The sequence below is a fragment of the Corynebacterium timonense genome (assembly GCF_900105305.1).
Taxonomy (GTDB): Bacteria; Actinomycetota; Actinomycetes; order Mycobacteriales; family Mycobacteriaceae; genus Corynebacterium; species Corynebacterium timonense.
The window spans coordinates 1947306-1964106 of record NZ_LT629765.1; the positions used below are offsets into that span (position 1 = coordinate 1947306).

Below are 16801 nucleotides of genomic sequence, written 5' to 3' on the forward strand. Positions count from 1 at the left end.
GTTCTAGATCAGCGTCGCGCCGAAGCCGACGGTGAGCTGGCGCGCCCACCCGATGAAGACGTTCCAGATGCCGGTGACCAGAAGCAGGCCCACGACAATCATGGCGACACCGCCGATGAGCTGGATCGTCCGCGAGTGGCGGCGCAAAAAGTCGATTCCCGCCGCCGCCCGCGCCGAGCCGAGGGCGACAAGCACGAAGGGCAGGCCGAGCCCGAGGCAGTAGGCGACGACGAGCACGACGCCGCGCGCGGCCGTCGCGCCCTCCGAGCCGACGGCGACCGAGATGATCGCCGCGAGCGTCGGGCCCAAACACGGCGTCCACCCCAAGGCGAAGACCCCGCCGAGCAGCGGCGCGCCGACCCAGGTGGTCCACTGCTTCGGCTGCATGCGCGTGTCACGCTGCAGGGCGGGCACCCAGCCGAGGAAAACGACACCCATGAGGATGGTCACCACACCGCCCGCGCGCATGAGCGTGTCCGCGTTGAGGGTGATGAGGCTGATCGCCCCGAACACCGACACCGTGGCCAACAAGAACACCGCGGTGAAGCCGAGAACGAACAACCCGGACACCGCGACGACGGCCCACTGGCGCCGGCGGCCCACGCGCGGGCCCGTCGCCCCGTACTCGAGCTCCCCACCGACGATGCCGGTCAGATACGACATGTAGCCGGGCACGAGCGGGATGACGCAGGGGGAGGCAAAGGAGACGAGGCCCGCCAGCGCGGCGGCGAGCATCCCGAGCAGCAGCGGGCCGGACAGCACCGCGGCGGAAAAAGCCTCCCCCATCTACGCGGCCGCCTCCTCGTCGAGGCGGCGCGCGACCTCGAGGATGTCCTCGTCCGTGACCTCGCGCAGGAACACTGCCGCCGGGCGGTGCTGCGTGTCCAGCACGATTGTCGTCGGGATGACCGAGCTGGGCACCCCGCCGAGGTGGGCGGCCGTTTTGAAGGGCGGGTCGTAGATGGAGGGGTACGTCACGCCGTTGTCGGCGACGAAGTCGCGGGCGATCTGGGGTTGTAGTCGCGCACGTTGATGCCCAGGACGGTGCCGATACCCTCCTGCTGCATCGTTTCGTGCGCCCTCTCGAGGTCGTCGACCTCCGCGCGGCACGGCGCGCACCACTGGCCCCAGGCGTTGAGCACGACGACCTGGCCGTCGAAGTCCGACAGGCCGACCTGCGTGCCCGGCTCGGTGAGGGACTCACCGCTGACGTCCCCCACCGGCCGGCGCTCGGCCTCGTCGTAGAAAATCTCCACCTGCCCGCCCGGCGAGTGGAAGGCGAACGTTTCCTCGTCGCCGCTCGCGCTGCAGCCGGTGAGCAGGAGGACGCACGCCACGGGGGCGGCGAATCTCGTGAGCATTTAGATGTCCTTCGCGGGTCGGTTGTACGACCAGTCAACAACATCGTCGCCCTCGAACTCAAGCGAGGTGACGCTGGCGAGCTCGCACTCGCGGCGCACGTGCGCCAGGGGCTTGCCCTGCACGAAGCGCTGCACCATGACGATGGGCAGCTGGTGGCTCACCAGCACCGCCTCGTGGCCGTCCGCGCGGGCCCGGGCGTCGCGCACCGCGCCCATCATGCGCTCGAGGATCTCCTCGTAGGGTTCACCCCAGCTCGGGCGCGTCGGGTTGGTCATGTGCCGCCACCGCACGGGGTTCCACAGCTGCGAGCGCCACCCCTTCGTGCGCAGCCCTTCGAAGCGGTTGCCCGCCTCAATAATGTCCTCGCGCGTGTCGACGCCCAGCCCCACCGCCCCGGCAATCGGCTCCGCCGTCTCCTGCGCCCTCTCCAGCGGGCTCGCGGCCAGGTAGGTGACGTCGCGCCCCGCAAAGAAGCGCGCGGTCACCGCCGCCATCGACTGCCCGCGGGACGACAGGTGGTAGCCGGGCATCCGCCCGTACAGAATCTTCGTGGGGTTGAACACCTCGCCGTGGCGCACGAGGTGGACCGTCGTCCGTGTCACGGTCACGCGCTGGCCTCCTGCGCTCCGGCCGCGGCGAGCGCCGCGGGCGCGAGCGCCTTCTCGATGCGCTCGAAGTCGTCGTCGGAAAGCGCGGTGGAGACGAACCACGTTTCGAAGGCGCTCGGCGGCGCGAAGACCCCGTTGTCCAGCAGCGCGTGGAAGAAGGGCGCGTAGCGGAAGGTGTCCGCCGCCTTCATGTCCGCGAAGTTGTGGCCCTCGCCCTCGGCGAAGCGCACGGAGAGCATCGTCGCGGCACGCTGAATGTGGTGCGCGACCCCGCGGGCGCTCAAGGCCTCGCTGATCAGGCCCGCCAGCCGGTCCGCGTTCGCTGCGAGCACCGGGTAGATCTCCTCGCTGGCCAGGCGTAGCGACGCCATACCCGCCGCCATCGCGACCGGGTTCCCCGACAGGGTGCCCGCCTGGTACACCGGCCCCGTCGGCGCGAGGCGCTCCATGATCTCGCGCCGCCCCCCGAACGCCGCCGCGGGCAAGCCACCGGAGACAACCTTGCCAAAGGTGGTCAGGTCGCCCGCGACGTCATCGACCCCGTACCAGCCGGAATAGGAGGTGCGGAAGCCCGTCATCACCTCGTCAAGGATGAGCAGCGCCCCGTTCGCGTGGGCCAGCTCCTTGAGCGCGCTGTTGAAGCCCGCCTGCGGGGCGACGGTGCCCATGTTTCCGGCGGCGGCCTCGGCGATGACGCAGGCGATCTGGCCTTCGTTGTCCGCGAAGGCCTTTTCGACGGCCTCGATGTCGTTGTAGGGCACCACGATCGTGTCCGCCGCCTGCGCGCCGGTCACGCCCGGCGAATCCGGCAGCGAAAACGTGGCCAGCCCCGACCCCGCCGCAGCGAGCAACGCGTCCACGTGGCCGTGGTAGCAGCCCTCGAACTTGATCACCTTCGACCGGCCCGTGTAGCCGCGCGCCAGGCGCACCGCGCTCATCGTCGCCTCGGTGCCCGAGTTGACCATGCGCACCTGCTCGACGGAGGTGCGCTCAACGATCAGCTCCGCGAGCTCGACCTCCGCCTCGGTGGGGGCGCCGAACGACAACCCGTTGACCAGGGCTTTCTGAACAGCCTCCGCGATTTCGGGGCGCGCGTTGCCGTGGATCATCGGCCCCCAGGAGTTCACGAGGTCGACGTAGGCGTTGCCGTCGACGTCGTAAAGCGTGCTGCCCACGGCCCTGTCGATGAAGCGGGTCTGGCCCCCGACCGAGCCGAAGGCGCGCACCGGCGAGTTCACCCCGCCCGGGATCAGCTGCTGTGCGCGGGCGAAGAGCTCGGCGGAACGTGCTGTGCGAGAGGACGTTTCAATCATGGGGCAAGTCTATCCGTCGCCCGCGCCCGGCCCAACGCGCCCAGCACGGGCGATACCCTTAAGGGCGGGCACCGCCACCTTGACCCACACCACTGGAAGCAGCTGACTGACGTGAACGACCTCAAGATCACCCGCACCACACTGTTCGACGGGCGCGAGCTGATGTACTTCGACGAACCCGGCACCGCCTACCGCACCTCCACCGACGAGCGCGGCCTGCCCCGGGTCCACACCGAGTCCTCCATGCGCCGGGACCCCCTCACCGGCGAATGGGCCGTCTACGCGGCGCACCGCCAAAACCGCACCTTCCTCCCGCCGGCCAACGAGGACCCCCTCGCCCCCACCCGGCCCGGCCAGAAACCGAGCGAAATCCCGGAGGGGGACTACCAGGTGGTGGTGTTTGAGAACCGTTTTCCGTCGTTAAGCATGGCCTCGCGCGGCGCCTCCCTTGACGGGCTCGTCGAGGCCGCGCCCGCGACCGCCCGCTGCGAAGTCGTCTGCTTCACGCCCGACGCCAGCGGCTCCTTCGCGGACCTCACGCTCGCCCGCAAACGCATGCTTATCGACGTCTGGGCCCACCGCACCGCCGAGCTGTCCGCCCTCGACACGGTCAAGGCCGTCTTCCCCTTCGAAAACCGCGGCGAAGAGATCGGTGTGACCCTGCACCACCCGCACGGGCAGATCTACTCCTACCCCTTCGTCCCGCCGCGCATGGCGGCCATCGCCGCGCGGGCGCGGGCCCACGCCGCAACGGGGACCAGCCTGTTCGACACCATCCTCGCCGAGGAGCTGCGCTGCGGCGAACGCGTCATCGAGGCCACGGAGCACTTCGTCGTCTTCACCCCGGCCGCCGCGAAGTGGCCGCTCGAGGCGATGGTGATGCCGCGGCGCCACGTCCCCTCCTTCGTCGAGCTCACCGGCGCGGAGCGCGACGACCTGGCCGGGGTCCTCGACCGGTTGTACCGGGCCGTCGACCGGTTCTTCGAGGGCATTTCGCGCACCCCCTACATCGCCGCCTGGAACCAGGCACCCGTCGGTAACCCCGAGGACGGCCGTCTCCACCTCCAGCTGTTCTCCCTCATGCGCTCGCCCGGGCGCATGAAGTACCTCGCCGGCAGCGAATCCGGCATGGGCGTGTGGATCAGCGACACCACGCCCGAAACCATCGCCGCCGCGCTCAAGGGGGCCTACACGTGATCGCCCGTACAACGCGCAGCCCGGAGCAGCTGGCCACCGACGCCCGCGCGCTTTTCGCCGTCCACTTCGACTCCCGCGCCGCCGAGGGAGTGTGGCTGGCCCCCGGCCGCGTCAACCCATCGGCGACCACGTCGACTACGCCCACGGCCTCTGCCTGCCCTTCGCCACCTCGATGGCCACCGCCGTCGCCGCGCACCGCCGAAGCGACGGCCTGGTGCGCATGGCCTCCCTCGCCCCGGGCGGGGACCTCCTCGCCGCTTCCCTCTCCCTCTCCGATCTCGCCCCCGCACCCGCCCGCGGCTGCCTGCCGGACTGGCGCGGCTACATCGCGGGCACGCTCCGCGCGCTTCTCGACGGCACGGGCACGGGCGCCGCGGCGAAGGGCATGGACCTCGCCGTCGTCTCCGACGTGCCCCTCGGGTCCGGGCTGTCCAGCTCGGCGGCGCTCGAGTGCGCGGTGGGGGTGGCCGGGCGGGAGCTATGGGGCCTTAACGCCAGCGCCGACGACCTCATCGCGGCCGCGATGCGCGCGGAGAACCACTACGTGGGCGCGAACACCGGCGGTCTGGACCAGAACGCGGTCGTGCGCGGGCGCGCCGGCCACGCTCTGGCGCTCGACTTTTTGGCCGGCACCCACGAGCAGGTGCCCTGCGATTTCCGCGGCCACACACTCCTTGTCGCCGACAGCCACGTCGAGCACTCCCATGCCACCGGGGGTTACGGCTCCCGCCGCGGACTGATCGACGAGCTTGCGTCCTCCCTCGCCTGCACCTTCCGCGAAGCCGACGTCGTCCAGCGCGCGGTCGCGTGGGCCGCCGGGCGCGCGGGCGCCGACCCAGAGGTGGTGCGCCGCCGCGTCCGGCACGTGCACTCCGAGACCGCTCGCACCGCGGCCGCCATCGCGGCACTCAAGGCCGGCGACATCGGCCGCCTCGGCGAGCTCATGAACGCCAGCCACGCCTCGCTGCGCGACGACTACGAGGTCGTCCCGGACGAGCTCGACACCGCCTGCCGGGCCGCCCGCGCGGCGGGTGCTGTCGGCGCCCGGATCACGGGCGGCGGCTTCGGCGGTTCCACCATCGCGCTGTGCCCGGACGCGGACGCCGACTCTGTGGCCACCGCCATCGAGGTCGCCACCGCCGCCAAGGGCTACCCCGTGCCAACGATCTACGCCACGGCACCGCAGGACGGGGCCCGGCGCGTCTGGTAGCCGCGGGCGGCGGAGCCTACGGGCGCGGGACCGGAGCGGGTGGGTCCGGGGGATCCCCAAACAGCATCTGCATGGCCGAATGCGCGGTGGTGTTCGCCACCGCGTAACCGCGCGGCGAGATCCACGTTGGCCGCCCGGCCACGTTTTCGATGCGCCCCCACCGGCGCCGGGCGGGGTCGTCGTCGTTGACGCTGTTGTGGAACGAGCACAGCGGCGCAAGGTTTTCCACGTTCGTTGTACCGCCCTTGCTCCACGCGGTGATGTGGTGCATGTCGCAGGACTCCGCGGGCCTATGGCACGCGACCCAGGAGCACTCGGGCTGCGCCATTTTCAGAAGATCGCGCTGGTGGGCGTTCGCGTGGCGGTGCGCCCGGAACAACGCCAGTGGCCCCTCCACCGGGTGGAACGCCGCGACTTCGAGCTCCTCACCGAAATTGTGCTTCAGGAGCTCAGCGAGGCTCACGCTGGTGCCGTCGGTGGCGATGAGGCAGATGTCGCTGCCGGTGACGCCGCGCCGGACGGAGTAAAGGGCGCTGACCGGCACCGCGACGATGGGCCGGTAGACACCTTCGGGGGCGCCGCCTCCGCCGCGCACGAGCGTGGTGAACGCGTCGAGCATCTGTTTCGCTGCGGGCCGGGCACGGTCGATGCGGCTGCGCAGCGCGTAATCGAGGCCCGCGACGAAGCGTTCCGGTGCGGTGATGCGGATTTCGCGCATGCCCTCGCGCGAGGTGGGCGCGCACCACAACCCCGCGGGGCGCGGGGGGCGCTGCCTCGCGGGCACGATACTTTTTGCGTGACGCCGCAGCGTTTCGCACCTGCCGCTCAGGTTGAGAAGGCGGCGGCGTAGTTTCCACCGCTGATCCGCCGCGTCGATGTGGCGTATAAGGCGCTCGATGAGAACGAGTTTGGCCAGGGAGGTGCGCCGTTGCCGCGCCTGCTCCCGCGCGCTGCGCTGCTGCTTGCGGTAGCGCGTCGGACCGAAGTAGGCCGCGTGGACGGTTTTCCACGCCCGCACCGTGGCCGCGTCTACGCCCGCATCAAGCGCAACGTGGGCATCGAAGTGCTCTAGTACATCGACGCCGCCCCTGGCGCGGCCGAGGAATTCGGTGAAGGAGTCCATGCCCGCGACGCTAGGACAGGCGCTTGCCCTGCACAACGCACCCCTTCCGAATCTGTGGATAACGCTGGCGGTATCCACAGATAAAGGCGCAGCGGGCCCGTCCCCGCGCCGGTTCAGGTACCCTAGTTGTCCGCCGGCAACGTCCGCGCCGTGCGGGACTTGCCGCGAAACACCCCCACGAGCACGAGTACGAGCAGGCCGATAGCGACCCAGTTGGCCACCTTGGCGTACTGCTCGAGGACGAACACGACGGGCTCGCCGATCACCCAGCCGAGTCCGAAGTAGAGGAACGACCACACCGTTTTCGCGACGAAGTTCAGCAGCATAAATTTCTTCACGCTCATGCCGGTGGCGCCGCACATGACGAAGACGACGAATGCGATCGGCAGCGGGATCGGCACGTACGCCAGGAAGATGCCGACCCAGCCGACGCGGTGGAACCAGCCCTCCACCCGCTCGATGTTGCGCGCCATCCGCGTGGAGTTCTGGGCCTGCACGTCGAGCAGGCCGCGGCCCCACAGCTTGCCCGCCCACCAGTAGACCCAGTCGAACTTGATGGCTACGAGCGAGCCAATGAGCAGGAAGGCGAGCCAGTACGGCGCCTGGCCCACGGATGCAAGGGCGCCTGTCGACGCCGCGCCGATGCGCGAGCCGGTCAGCGCCAGCATGACCGGCGGGTCGAGCCCGAGCAGCCACGCCCGCAGGGGGATCATCGCCAGGCCGAACAGCCCGAGGAAGCCGAACCAGCCGAGGCACCAGTAGTCCGCCTTGGTCGGTTTGGTGTTCCACGGCAGCCCGGGCTCTTCCCACCACTCGGGCGCCTCGGACTCGGGGCGCTGCTGGCTGGCGACGACCTCGCGGGAATGGTTATTCGCTTCTTCCGGCATGCTCACTTAACCTACCCGACCGTGTGCGGCGCGGCGCGCGTGCGCGATGACGGCCGGGACGCCGACGCCGCCGACCCACGCGCCGGTCACATCGATGCCGGGGACGTTTGCCAGGGCCTTTTCGACGGCGGCGACGGTGGCTAGGTGGTGTTCGTCGTAGCGGGGCAGGCCGCCGAACCAACGCTGGACGTAGATCTCTTCTAGGCCGGCGGCGCGGCCGTCGAACCCGGTGATGGTCTGGAGGTCGTCGAGTGCCCAGTCGACGAGGTCGTCCTCGTCGGCGCGGATCGCGAGCGTGTCGCCGAAGCGGCCGAAACTGGCGCGGACGAGGGCGCCGCCGCGTTCAGCGAGGTGGGGCCACTTGCGGGAGGAGAACGTGAAGGCCTTGGCGCGCACGTCCTCGGCGCCGGTGGCGACGAGGACGCCGGAGTTGTCGGGAAGCCCTTCGTCGGTGGCGAAGCGCATGCCGACGACAACAGAGTCAGCGAGCTTGACGGGCGCGAGCGCCGCGGCGGCGTCCGGGGCGACCTTCTTCAGCAGCAGCGCCGCGGTGGGCGCGGGGACTGCAAGGATGACGCGGTCGTAGGCGGTGTCCTCCCCGCCTTTCAGGCGGTACCCGTCGGGGGTGCGCTCGATCCCGGAGATGAAGGCGTCGACGTAGATGTTCGCACCGGACTTTTCCGCGAGGGCTTCGTAGGCCTCGTGGTAGCCGTCGCGGAAGGTGGCAAAGACGGGGCCCTGGCCGGTGGGCAGCTCCGCGCGGGCGTTCTCGAGGTTGCGCACCGCGGTGGACAGGTGGACGGGGCCGTCGGCGGCGAGGCGGTCGAGCTCCTCGGCGAGCTGGGGGATCGTGGCGCGCAGGCCAAGGTCGTCGGCGGTACACGAGTAGACGCCGCCGAGGAGCGCGGAGACGATGGTGTCGGCAACGTCGTCGCCGTAGCGGTCGCGGACGATAGCGCCGACGTTGACGTCGCCGCCGGGGGTCCAGTCAAAGCCGGGGCGCTCGCCTTCGGCGTCGATACGCGCGGCGGTGCCGGGCGAGACGAGGTGGGCGACCCCCGCCGAGGAGGAGGGGATGCCCATGACCCCGCCGCGGGGCAGCGGGCGGGTCTCGCCGTCGACGTAGACGAGGGAGCCGAGGCCGGAGGGTTCGACGAGCGAGTCGGCGAGGCCGAGCTCGGTGAAGAACTCGACGGCGTCGCGGCGGCGCGCGAGGAAGGCCTCGGCGCCCATGTCGGTCGGGCCTGCGGAAAAGGCCACGGTGTAGAGCTTGCCGCCGATGCGCTCGGTGGCTTCGTAGACGTCGACGGCGTGGCCGGAGCCGCGCAGCTCGTAGGCTGCGGTCAGCCCCGCCAGGCCGGCGCCGATGATCGCGATGTTCATGCTACGCCTCCTCGTGGATAATACGGACGGCCTCGGTGATGGCGTCGGGGTCCGTGGTGGGCAGCACGCCGTGCCCGAGGTTGAAGATGTGGCCGGTGGCGGTTCCCGCGGCGATCGCGGCGGCCGCCTCGGCCTTGATCCGCGCGACTTCCGAACGCACGACGTCGGCGCCGGCGAACAGCAGCGCCGGGTCGAGGTTGCCCTGCAGCACGCGGGGGCTGGCGAGGCGGGCGGCGGCGACGTCGAGGGGCACGCGCCAGTCCACGCCCATGACCTCGGGGCCGGCCTCGCTCATCGCGCCGAGCAGCTCGCCGGTGGCCACGCCGAAATGGATGCGCGGGATCTCGCCCGCGACCGACTCGAGGATCTCGGTGGAGTACGGCAGGACGTGCGCGCGGTAGTCGGCCTCGGTGAGGAATCCCGCCCACGAGTCGAACAGTTGCATCGCGTCGATCCCGGCCTCGACCTGCGTGCGCAGGAACGCGATGATGGTGGGCACGAGCCGGCGCATGAGCCGGTGCCACGTGTCCGGGTCGGAGTGCATCATGGCCTTGGTCTTTTCGTGGTTCTTGCTCGGCCCGCCCTCGACGAGGTAGCTCGCCAGCGTGAACGGCGCGCCCACGAAGCCGATGAGGGCCTGGGTCTCGCTCAGCTCGTTGAGGATCAGCCCGATGCCCCGCGCCACCTCCTCCACCTCGTGTTCAAGCACGGGGAGCTTATCGACGTCCCCTGCCCCCCGCACCGGCTCCGCCACGACGGGGCCCCGCCCCGGCACGATCTCGACGTCCACGCCGGCCGCCTTGAGCGGCACGACGATGTCGGAGAAGAGGATTGCGGCGTCGACGTCGTGGCGGCGCACCGGCTGCAGCGTGATCTCCGCCAGGAGCTCCGGCATGAAGCAGGAGTCGAGCATGGCTATGCCCTCGCGCACCCGCCGGTACTCCGGCAGGGAGCGGCCGGCCTGGCGCATGAACCACACTGGCGTGCGCGAGGGGGTGCGGCCGGAGGCAGCCTCTACGAGGGGGGCGTTCGTCAACGCTCGTTTAGTCATAGTGCCCCAGCCTACCGGCGCCCCCGCTAAACCAGAATCCGCCTCCTAGGTGGGGAAACGCCGGGCGCGCACGGAGCGCAGCTCGATAACGGTGGAGCTGCCCAGCATGAGCAGCGTCGCCCCCACCGGGGGCAACAGCCCCGCCACGGCGAGCACGATAGCCACCGCGTTGTACGACCACGCGAAGAACATGTTCGAGTCGATGATCCGGCTCACCCGCCGCGCCAGCTCGATCAGCTGCGGCATCGCCGTCACGTCGTGGCGCAGCAGGACCGCGTGCGCCGCGCCCTCCACGCGGCCGAGCCGCGCGGCCACCGACTCCTCCGTGACGTACATCACGCCAACGTCAGCACCCCGCAGCGTGTCCATGACCGTGTGGTCGCCCACCATGGTCACCGTCGCGCCCTGGTTGCGCAGCGCGCGCACCGCCAGCGGCTTGCTCGGCCCGGGAATGCCGGCAAGCACGTTGGACACACCGAGAAAGTCCGCGAAGCGGCGCGCCACCGGGTAGGTGTCGCGGGTGAGCATCACGGTTTCGATCCCCATGTCCTCGAGCCTTTGCACCGCCTCGATCGCGTCGGGCTTTGCGGGGTCGTAGAGCGTGATCACCCCCCGGTCGCGGCCCTTCCACCGCACGACGACGGGGGTGCCGCCGGAGGTGGCCGCGATGGCGAGGCGCCCGTGCAGACTCGACAGGTTGGTCGGGCGCCACAGCGTCGCCTCAAGGTGCTCGACGCGCTCCTCCCCGGCGTCGGCGTCGGTACCTATCCCCTCGTCGTAGGTCAGGGTCAGCCGGCCCTTCACGTCGCCCTCGGCGGTGATCTCGGTGGAGTTCAGTTCGATCCACGACGGCAGCGAGCTGTCCTTCGAGCGCATGTCGCGCGACTCGCGCGCCGCCTTGACCAGGGCCTTCCCCATCGGGTGCTGCGACTCCGTCGACAGCGCGGCCGCGATGCGCAGCACCAGGTCCGAGTCCTCGCCGCGTTCGGCCGTCACCGTCTCCACGTACATCGTCGGGGTGACCAGCGTGCCCACCCGGTTGAACACCACCGTGTCGGTGTTTTCCAGGCCGCGGAAGCTCTCGCCGTCGCGAAGCAGAATGCCGTTGCGCGCCGCCGCCTCGATGCCCAGGCGGATCGCCACCGACGGCGAGATCGCCAGCGCCACCGGCGCCACCACCGCCAAGATCGCCACCGCCGTGGAAAACGCCACGTTGGGGTTGCCGGTGATGAGGAACCACAGGCAGAAGTCCGCAAAAGCGATGAAGTAGGCCGCCGGGATGAGCATGCCCGCGGTGCGGGTGGACAGCAGCGCCGCCGCGTTCTCCCGGCGCGAGGCCTCCTCGACCCAGCCGTGCACCACCGCCCAGCGCGTCGAGTGGCCCGTGCGCACCGCGCGGACCTTGATGCTGCCGCTGTCGACCACGGAGCCGGCGTAGACGCGCGTGCCCACTTTCGCCTGGGCGGGCTCTCGGGCGTCGATAAGCGGCGGGCGCAGCTCACACGAACCGCCGACCACGTCGCCGTCGACGGGGACGACCTCGCCCGCGGTGACTTTCACGTCGTGGCCGCGGTTGATCTCCGAGATGGGCAGCCGCTCCTCGACCACCGTGTCCGTGGCCCGGTTGCGACGAAAAACGGTGTACTCGCGGTCGGGGTCCGGGCTGTGCAGCGCCATGTCCCGCAGCAGGTAGGAGCGCACCCGCACGGAGTTGGCGCGCCCGACGAGGAGCATGGCGGTCACCCCGCACGCGACGTCCAGGAAGATCTCCATCCCCTCCGACGGGCGGACGGACAGCCAGCCGCTCGGCGAGCTCCAGCCGATCTCGCCGGCGGGGGTGAACACGAGCGCGCACAGCGACCACACGTAGGAGGCGAGGATCGCGATCGAGCTCGCGCCGTCCAGCGCCGACAGCCCGCGGCGCACGCCGCCGGCCATCGCGCGGTGGAAGGGGAAGGCGCACCACAGTGCCACCGGGGTGGACAGCGCCAGGCACACCCACTGCCACCCCGCGAACTGCAGCTCCGGGATGTAGCTCAGCGCGCAGACGGGGATGGTGATGAGGATGGCCAGCCACATCCTCAGCGGCGTGACCAGGTCGCGGGCGGTAAACAGCACGTCGGACTGGCTCGTGCGCACCCGGCGCGGCTCTCCGCGCATGAATCCCTCGGCGCGCTCGCGGACGAGGTTGGCCTCCTCGTCGCGGCGCTGGCGGCGCATTTTCCCCGTCATCCCGCGGGTGCCCCGGCGCGGCAGGGGATGTTCGGCAGCGCGACGGCCCACCGCGCGGCGCCGCAGCGTCGAGTCCGTCATGTCCGCGCGGACGCCGAAAGACTCGATGACCTCGACGATGCGGGCCGGGTCCATGTCCTCCGCGGCGGTCACCCACGCCGTCGAGGAGGGGTAGACGAGCCGGGCCGTGACGCCCTCAAGCTTGTCCAGGGCCTCCTCGATGTCGCGCATCTGCGGGGCGTCCTCGATTCCCTCGAGCACGAAGGCGTAGGAGGCGTTGGGGCGCATCGGCGTCCCGTCGCGCTCGTGCGGCGCGTCGAGGTCGAAGCCGGCGTTACGTGCCGCAACGCGGGCGGCGACAATGGACGCGTCGAGCCCGTCGCCGACGTGGTTGGCGGCCACCTAACCCTGCCCCTGCAGGCCGGAGGTGGTGGCGCGCACCCACGCGTTCGCCGGGGGACGAAACATCATCCACACGGCGACGGCGAGGAGCACGACGATGATGAAGGAGGCCCAGGCGCTCACCCGCAGCGCGAACGCGGCGATGTTGAGAAAGATCGCGGCCGCCGAGAAGCCGGCGGCGAAGCGCCGCGCGGGCGCCGAGCCGCGGTCAACGTACGCCGCCGTGGCACCCAGCGCCAGGGCGAGGATGATGTTGCCCCAGGCGGTGAACCGCATGTTGCGCATGAACGGCTCGCGGAAGGCCTCGTCGGCGCCCTCGGGGAAGCCCCCGGCCAGAAGCATCATGCCGGTGAGAAGCATGAGCACGCACGCGACGACAAAGAGCCGGAAGGCCCGGGTCAGGGCCTTCGGCTTCTCAGTGCCTGCGGGCTGGTTATAGCGCCGATTCGGGTCGTTGGGGTCGCTCACCATCGTGGGAAACATGCCGGCCATGGGGTGCCCCTACTTCTTCTTCTCGTTCGTCGGGCCGCCGCCCGGCGTCTGTGCGCGCACGTACTCGTGCACCTTGCCCTGCATAGCGTAGGCCACGGCGCACGCCCCGGCTGTGCCGATGACAATTTGCACGATGCCGTCGACGGCGTAGAGGGCGATGGGGACGGTGGTGGAATCCGGGCTCACGAAGAACAGAAAGACCGCGCGGATGGCGAAGAACACGCCGAAAAACTGCAGCAGGCGCAGCGCGCTAGGCGCCCACGTCGCCCGCGTAGCCACTGCGCGCGCCGCAACGGCCAGGAGGATGAGGACGATGAGCTGGAACACCGCCATCAGCGCGACGGACGAGTAGACGGTGGCGTTCAGTAGCTCCTCGGTGAGCGCCTCGTTCGAGGATCGTGCGGCCTGGCGGGCGCTTTCGCGCAGCCGGCTCGGGTCCACAACGATGGCGATTACCGAGAGGATCTGGTGCACCAGCTCGCCGCCCAGCATGACGCCGAGGCAGCCGAGGAGGTAGCGCACGGGCTCCGGGAGTTTCTTCGAGCCCGCACCGCCGCCGCTCACGGCCTCGGCGCTGACGTGGCTCGGGGACTCGGGCGCGTTAACCATGGAGAGCCCTTGCGGCGTCGATGGCGAAGTAGGTGAAGATCTGGTCCGCCCCGGCGCGCTTGATGGACAGCAGCGACTCCATCATCACCGCGTCGAGGTCCAGCCAGCCGTTGTTCGCGGCGGCCTTGAGCATTGCGTACTCGCCCGAGACCTGGTACGCGGCCACCGGCACCGGGGAGAGCTCGGCCACCTGGGAGAGCACGTCCAGGTACGGAAGGGCGGGCTTGACCATGACAAAGTCGGCGCCCTCCTCGATGTCGAGCTGGGCCTCGAGGAGCGATTCGCGGGCGTTCGCCGGGTCCTGCTGGTAGGTGCGCCGGTCGCCGGTGAGCGAGGAACCGACGGCGTCGCGGAAGGGGCCGAAGAAGGCGGAAGCGTACTTCGCGGAGTACGCCATGATGGCCACGTCCTGCCACCCGGCGGCGTCGAGGGCGGCGCGGATGGCGGCGATCTGCCCGTCCATCATGCCCGAGGGGCTAACGATGTGCGCCCCGGCCTCCGCCTGCGCCACCGCCATCGAGGTGTAACAGTCCAGCGTCTCGTCGTTGAGCACGACCTCGTTGCCGAAGTGGTCGGTGCCCACCACGCCGCAGTGGCCGTGGTCGGTGAACTCGTCGAGGCACGTGTCCGCCATGATGAGCAGGTCGTTGCCGAATTCCTCGCGCATCGCGCGCACGGCGCGGTTGAGGATGCCCTCCTCGGCCCACGCCTGCGAACCTGTGGCGTCTTTGTCCTCCGGGCGCGGCACCCCGAACAGGTCGACGCAGCGCACACCCGCCTCGAGCGCGTCGTGCCCGATGGCCTTGAGCGAGTCGATCGTGTGCTGGTACTGGCCCGGCATGGAGGCGATCTCGCGTGCGGCGTCGATCCCGTCCGCCACGAACAGCGGCAGGATCAGGTCGGAGGGGTGAAGGCGCGTCTCGGCCACCAGCTCCCGCATCGCGGGGTGCTGCCGCAGGCGCCTAGGACGGCGGGTGATTTCGTAGGAAGACACGCCCACTATCCTAAGACCTCCCCCCGACACGGCGAAACAGCCCGGGCGTCGGCTATTCGTCCTCGGCGGGCTTGCGCCGCGCCCGGCGCTTCTTGCGCGGCGGCGGCAGCTGGCCCGCAGTGCGCAGGGAGGCCACGTGCGCCGCGAGGGCGTCGACAAGCGAGGGCACATCCGCGACCTCGGGGACGACGTCGACGCGCAGCCCCTGCTCGCGCGCTTCGGCCGCGGTCATCGGGCCGATGCAGGCGATGATCGTGCGCGCGTGCGGCTTGCCCGCGATGCCCACCAGGTTTTTCACCGTCGACGCCGAGGTAAAGCAGACCGCGTCGAAGCCGCCGGTCTTGATCATCTCACGCACCTCCGGCGCCGGCGGTGCCGCGCGGACGGTGCGGTAGGCCACAACGTCATCGACCTCCCAGCCTTTCTCCTTCAGCCCGTCGACGAGCACGTCGGTGCCCAGGTCGGCGCGCGGCAGCAAAACGCGGGAGACGGGGTCGATGTCCTCGACGTACTCCGGGAATACCTCGACCAAGCCCGCGGCGTTCTGCTTCGTGCGGTGCGGCAAAAGCTCCGGGACCATGCCGCGCGCACGCAGCGCCTCGGCGGTCTTGCCGCCCACGGCGGCGAGGTGGACGCCCGCGAAGGCGCGCGCGTCGAGGCCGAGCTCCTCGAACTTGTCCCACACCGTGCGCACCGCGTTGACGGAGGTAAACACGATCCACTGGAAGCGGCCCTCGACGATGCCCTTGATGGCGCGGTCGAGCTGCGCCGGGTTGCGGGGCGGCTCCAGGGAGATCGTGGGCACGGACTGCGGGATGGCGCCGCAGGCGCTGAGGCGGGCGTTCATCACACCTGCCTGCTCTTTTGCCCGGGGCACGAGGACGCGCCAGCCGTACAGGGGACGGTTTTCCCACCAGGAGTACTTGCTGCGGTCGTCGACGGCCGCGCCGATGGTGACCACGAGGTTGCCGGACAGGTCCGCGTCGATCTTGCTCACCGTCTCCAGCGTGGCGTCGAAGGTGCGCTGCAGGCGGGTGGTGCCGTTGGTGGTCACGGTCAGCGGGGTCGTGCCCGCGTAACCGCGCGCGCTGAGCTCGGCGGCGATGGTCTCCAGCTGCTCAGCCACAGCTTGGAACACGAGCGGCTGCGGGGCGGCCGCCAGCTGGTCCCAGTCGATCTCGGTGTCCACGTCGTTGGTCAGGTCGGTCTCGGTGTAGGTCGAGCCCAGGGCAATGCCTGCGAAGGAGGGCACCGTCGACGGCAAAGACATCCCCGGCACCACCTGGAACTCCAGGCCCGCGTTGGCCACCGCGGAGATCTCCTCCATCACGGCGTCGCGGGTCAGGGGGTTGCCGGCAACGAGGCGGACGACATCGCCGTCGCCGTCCTCGCCGCGCTCGATGGCGGCCGCGGCCTCGTCGAGGGCGGCACGCAGCTTCTCGACGATCCCCTCAGCGCCCAGGTCACTCTCAGCGAGCTCCGCCGCCGTCGGCGGAGCCGGGCGCGGGGGGCGACGCCGTGCGCCCGCCGCCTTGGCCTCTTCGCACATGCGCTCGTAGCGCTCCTCCGCCTCCTTCAGTTTCTGCGCGGGGACGGCGAGCTTGGAGGCCACAACGTTTCGCACCCCCTGAAGCACCGTGGGTTCAACGAGGGCGATAGAGTTGGTTTCCATCACCTCGCGTGCGCGGACGGTCAGCAGCTCCGGGTTGCCGGGGCCAGCGCCGACGAAGATGACCTTCCCCGGCTGGGGGGTAATCGAGGGCATAGTCATTCACGGTTCTTTTCTAAGGCATAAAGAGACGTGACAAGCCACAGCCCACCGACTTGGCCCGCAAAGGGCCACGCTCCGCCCGCACAAGGGGGTCTGGCTCGCCCCGCGTCAGGGGGCCGGGTGCGCCGCGGCACATCACTGTGTGCTAAGTGCTAGATACACCTTAA

14 protein-coding genes and 1 pseudogene are annotated in these 16801 nt (G+C 70.4%); 2 read left to right on the plus strand and 13 right to left on the minus strand.

From position 1 onward, the window contains the following. Positions 1-3: 3 nt before the first annotated feature. The 4 genes and pseudogenes from BLT81_RS09235 to hemL all read right to left on the minus strand — a co-directional run bounded on the left by BLT81_RS09235 (position 4) and on the right by hemL (position 3283). Positions 4-786: a cytochrome c biogenesis CcdA family protein gene (locus BLT81_RS09235; protein WP_019193865.1), complete on the minus strand. Its 783-nt coding sequence runs from the start codon at positions 784-786 to the stop codon at positions 4-6. Next, positions 787-1361 (minus strand): annotated as a pseudogene (locus tag BLT81_RS09240) (TlpA disulfide reductase family protein). Then, positions 1362-1964 carry a histidine phosphatase family protein gene (locus BLT81_RS09245; RefSeq protein WP_040421188.1) on the minus strand — a complete coding sequence of 201 codons (603 nt, stop codon included), beginning with the start codon at positions 1962-1964 and terminating at the stop codon, positions 1362-1364. A gap of 2 nt (positions 1965-1966) precedes the next feature. After that, positions 1967-3283, minus strand: coding sequence for a glutamate-1-semialdehyde 2,1-aminomutase (hemL, locus tag BLT81_RS09250; RefSeq protein ID WP_019193862.1), 1317 nt, complete (start codon positions 3281-3283; stop codon positions 1967-1969). Positions 3284-3445: 162 nt separating this feature from the next. On the opposite strand from hemL, the gene galT reads away from it, so the two are divergent. Together galT and galK are read left to right on the plus strand one after the other, a co-directional pair. Then, the gene (gene galT, locus BLT81_RS09255) at positions 3446-4480 is read left to right on the plus strand and encodes a galactose-1-phosphate uridylyltransferase (protein WP_081582901.1); all 1035 of its coding nucleotides are present in this window, start codon (positions 3446-3448) and stop codon (positions 4478-4480) included. Between the two features lie 91 nt (positions 4481-4571). Next, positions 4572-5690 carry a galactokinase gene (gene galK / locus BLT81_RS09260; protein WP_051011437.1) on the plus strand — a complete coding sequence of 373 codons (1119 nt, stop codon included), beginning with the start codon at positions 4572-4574 and terminating at the stop codon, positions 5688-5690. Positions 5691-5706: 16 nt separating this feature from the next. On the opposite strand, the gene BLT81_RS09265 is transcribed toward galK, so the two are convergent. The 9 genes from BLT81_RS09265 to BLT81_RS09305 form a co-directional block, all read right to left on the minus strand. Further along, positions 5707-6813, minus strand: a complete 1107-nt coding sequence (locus BLT81_RS09265; protein WP_019193860.1) for an HNH endonuclease signature motif containing protein — start codon at positions 6811-6813, stop codon at positions 5707-5709. A 122-nt stretch (positions 6814-6935) separates the two neighbouring features. Further along, positions 6936-7700 (minus strand): DedA family protein, encoded by a 765-nt coding sequence (locus BLT81_RS09270; RefSeq protein ID WP_019193859.1) that lies wholly within the window; start codon positions 7698-7700, stop codon positions 6936-6938. Between the two features lie 6 nt (positions 7701-7706). Continuing rightward, a complete protein-coding gene (locus BLT81_RS09275) occupies positions 7707-9083 on the minus strand; it encodes a protoporphyrinogen oxidase (protein WP_019193858.1) in 1377 nt (458 codons plus the stop codon). Between the two features lies 1 nt (position 9084). After that, positions 9085-10134, minus strand: a complete 1050-nt coding sequence (hemE, locus tag BLT81_RS09280) for a uroporphyrinogen decarboxylase (RefSeq protein ID WP_040421032.1) — start codon at positions 10132-10134, stop codon at positions 9085-9087. 45 nt (positions 10135-10179) lie between these two features. After that, the gene (locus BLT81_RS09285) at positions 10180-12768 is read right to left on the minus strand and encodes a heavy metal translocating P-type ATPase (RefSeq protein WP_019193856.1); all 2589 of its coding nucleotides are present in this window, start codon (positions 12766-12768) and stop codon (positions 10180-10182) included. Further along, positions 12769-13260 (minus strand): hypothetical protein, encoded by a 492-nt coding sequence (locus BLT81_RS09290; protein WP_019193855.1) that lies wholly within the window; start codon positions 13258-13260, stop codon positions 12769-12771. 9 nt (positions 13261-13269) lie between these two features. Continuing rightward, a complete protein-coding gene (locus BLT81_RS09295) occupies positions 13270-13869 on the minus strand; it encodes a hypothetical protein (RefSeq protein WP_019193854.1) in 600 nt (199 codons plus the stop codon). Further along, positions 13862-14863: a porphobilinogen synthase gene (gene hemB, locus BLT81_RS09300; RefSeq protein WP_051011436.1), complete on the minus strand. Its 1002-nt coding sequence runs from the start codon at positions 14861-14863 to the stop codon at positions 13862-13864. Before hemB ends, BLT81_RS09295 begins: the two co-directional genes overlap by 8 nt. A 52-nt stretch (positions 14864-14915) precedes the next feature. Continuing rightward, positions 14916-16634: a bifunctional uroporphyrinogen-III C-methyltransferase/uroporphyrinogen-III synthase gene (locus BLT81_RS09305; RefSeq protein WP_040421031.1), complete on the minus strand. Its 1719-nt coding sequence runs from the start codon at positions 16632-16634 to the stop codon at positions 14916-14918. Between the last annotated feature and the right edge of the window lie 167 nt (positions 16635-16801).

What these genes read in the sequence shown, in the direction of transcription:
- BLT81_RS09235 (WP_019193865.1), bottom strand. Translation starts at nt 786, where the DNA reads ATGGGGGAGGCTTTTTCCGCCGCGGTGCTGTCCGGCCCGCTGCTGCTC.
- hemL (WP_019193862.1), bottom strand. Translation starts at nt 3,283, where the DNA reads ATGATTGAAACGTCCTCTCGCACAGCACGTTCCGCCGAGCTCTTCGCC.
- galT (WP_081582901.1), top strand. Translation starts at nt 3,446, where the DNA reads ATGTACTTCGACGAACCCGGCACCGCCTACCGCACCTCCACCGACGAG.
- BLT81_RS09265 (WP_019193860.1), bottom strand. Translation starts at nt 6,813, where the DNA reads ATGGACTCCTTCACCGAATTCCTCGGCCGCGCCAGGGGCGGCGTCGAT.
- BLT81_RS09270 (WP_019193859.1), bottom strand. Translation starts at nt 7,700, where the DNA reads ATGCCGGAAGAAGCGAATAACCATTCCCGCGAGGTCGTCGCCAGCCAG.
- BLT81_RS09275 (WP_019193858.1), bottom strand. Translation starts at nt 9,083, where the DNA reads ATGAACATCGCGATCATCGGCGCCGGCCTGGCGGGGCTGACCGCAGCC.
- hemE (WP_040421032.1), bottom strand. Translation starts at nt 10,134, where the DNA reads ATGACTAAACGAGCGTTGACGAACGCCCCCCTCGTAGAGGCTGCCTCC.
- BLT81_RS09290 (WP_019193855.1), bottom strand. Translation starts at nt 13,260, where the DNA reads ATGGCCGGCATGTTTCCCACGATGGTGAGCGACCCCAACGACCCGAAT.
- BLT81_RS09295 (WP_019193854.1), bottom strand. Translation starts at nt 13,869, where the DNA reads ATGGTTAACGCGCCCGAGTCCCCGAGCCACGTCAGCGCCGAGGCCGTG.
- BLT81_RS09305 (WP_040421031.1), bottom strand. Translation starts at nt 16,634, where the DNA reads ATGACTATGCCCTCGATTACCCCCCAGCCGGGGAAGGTCATCTTCGTC.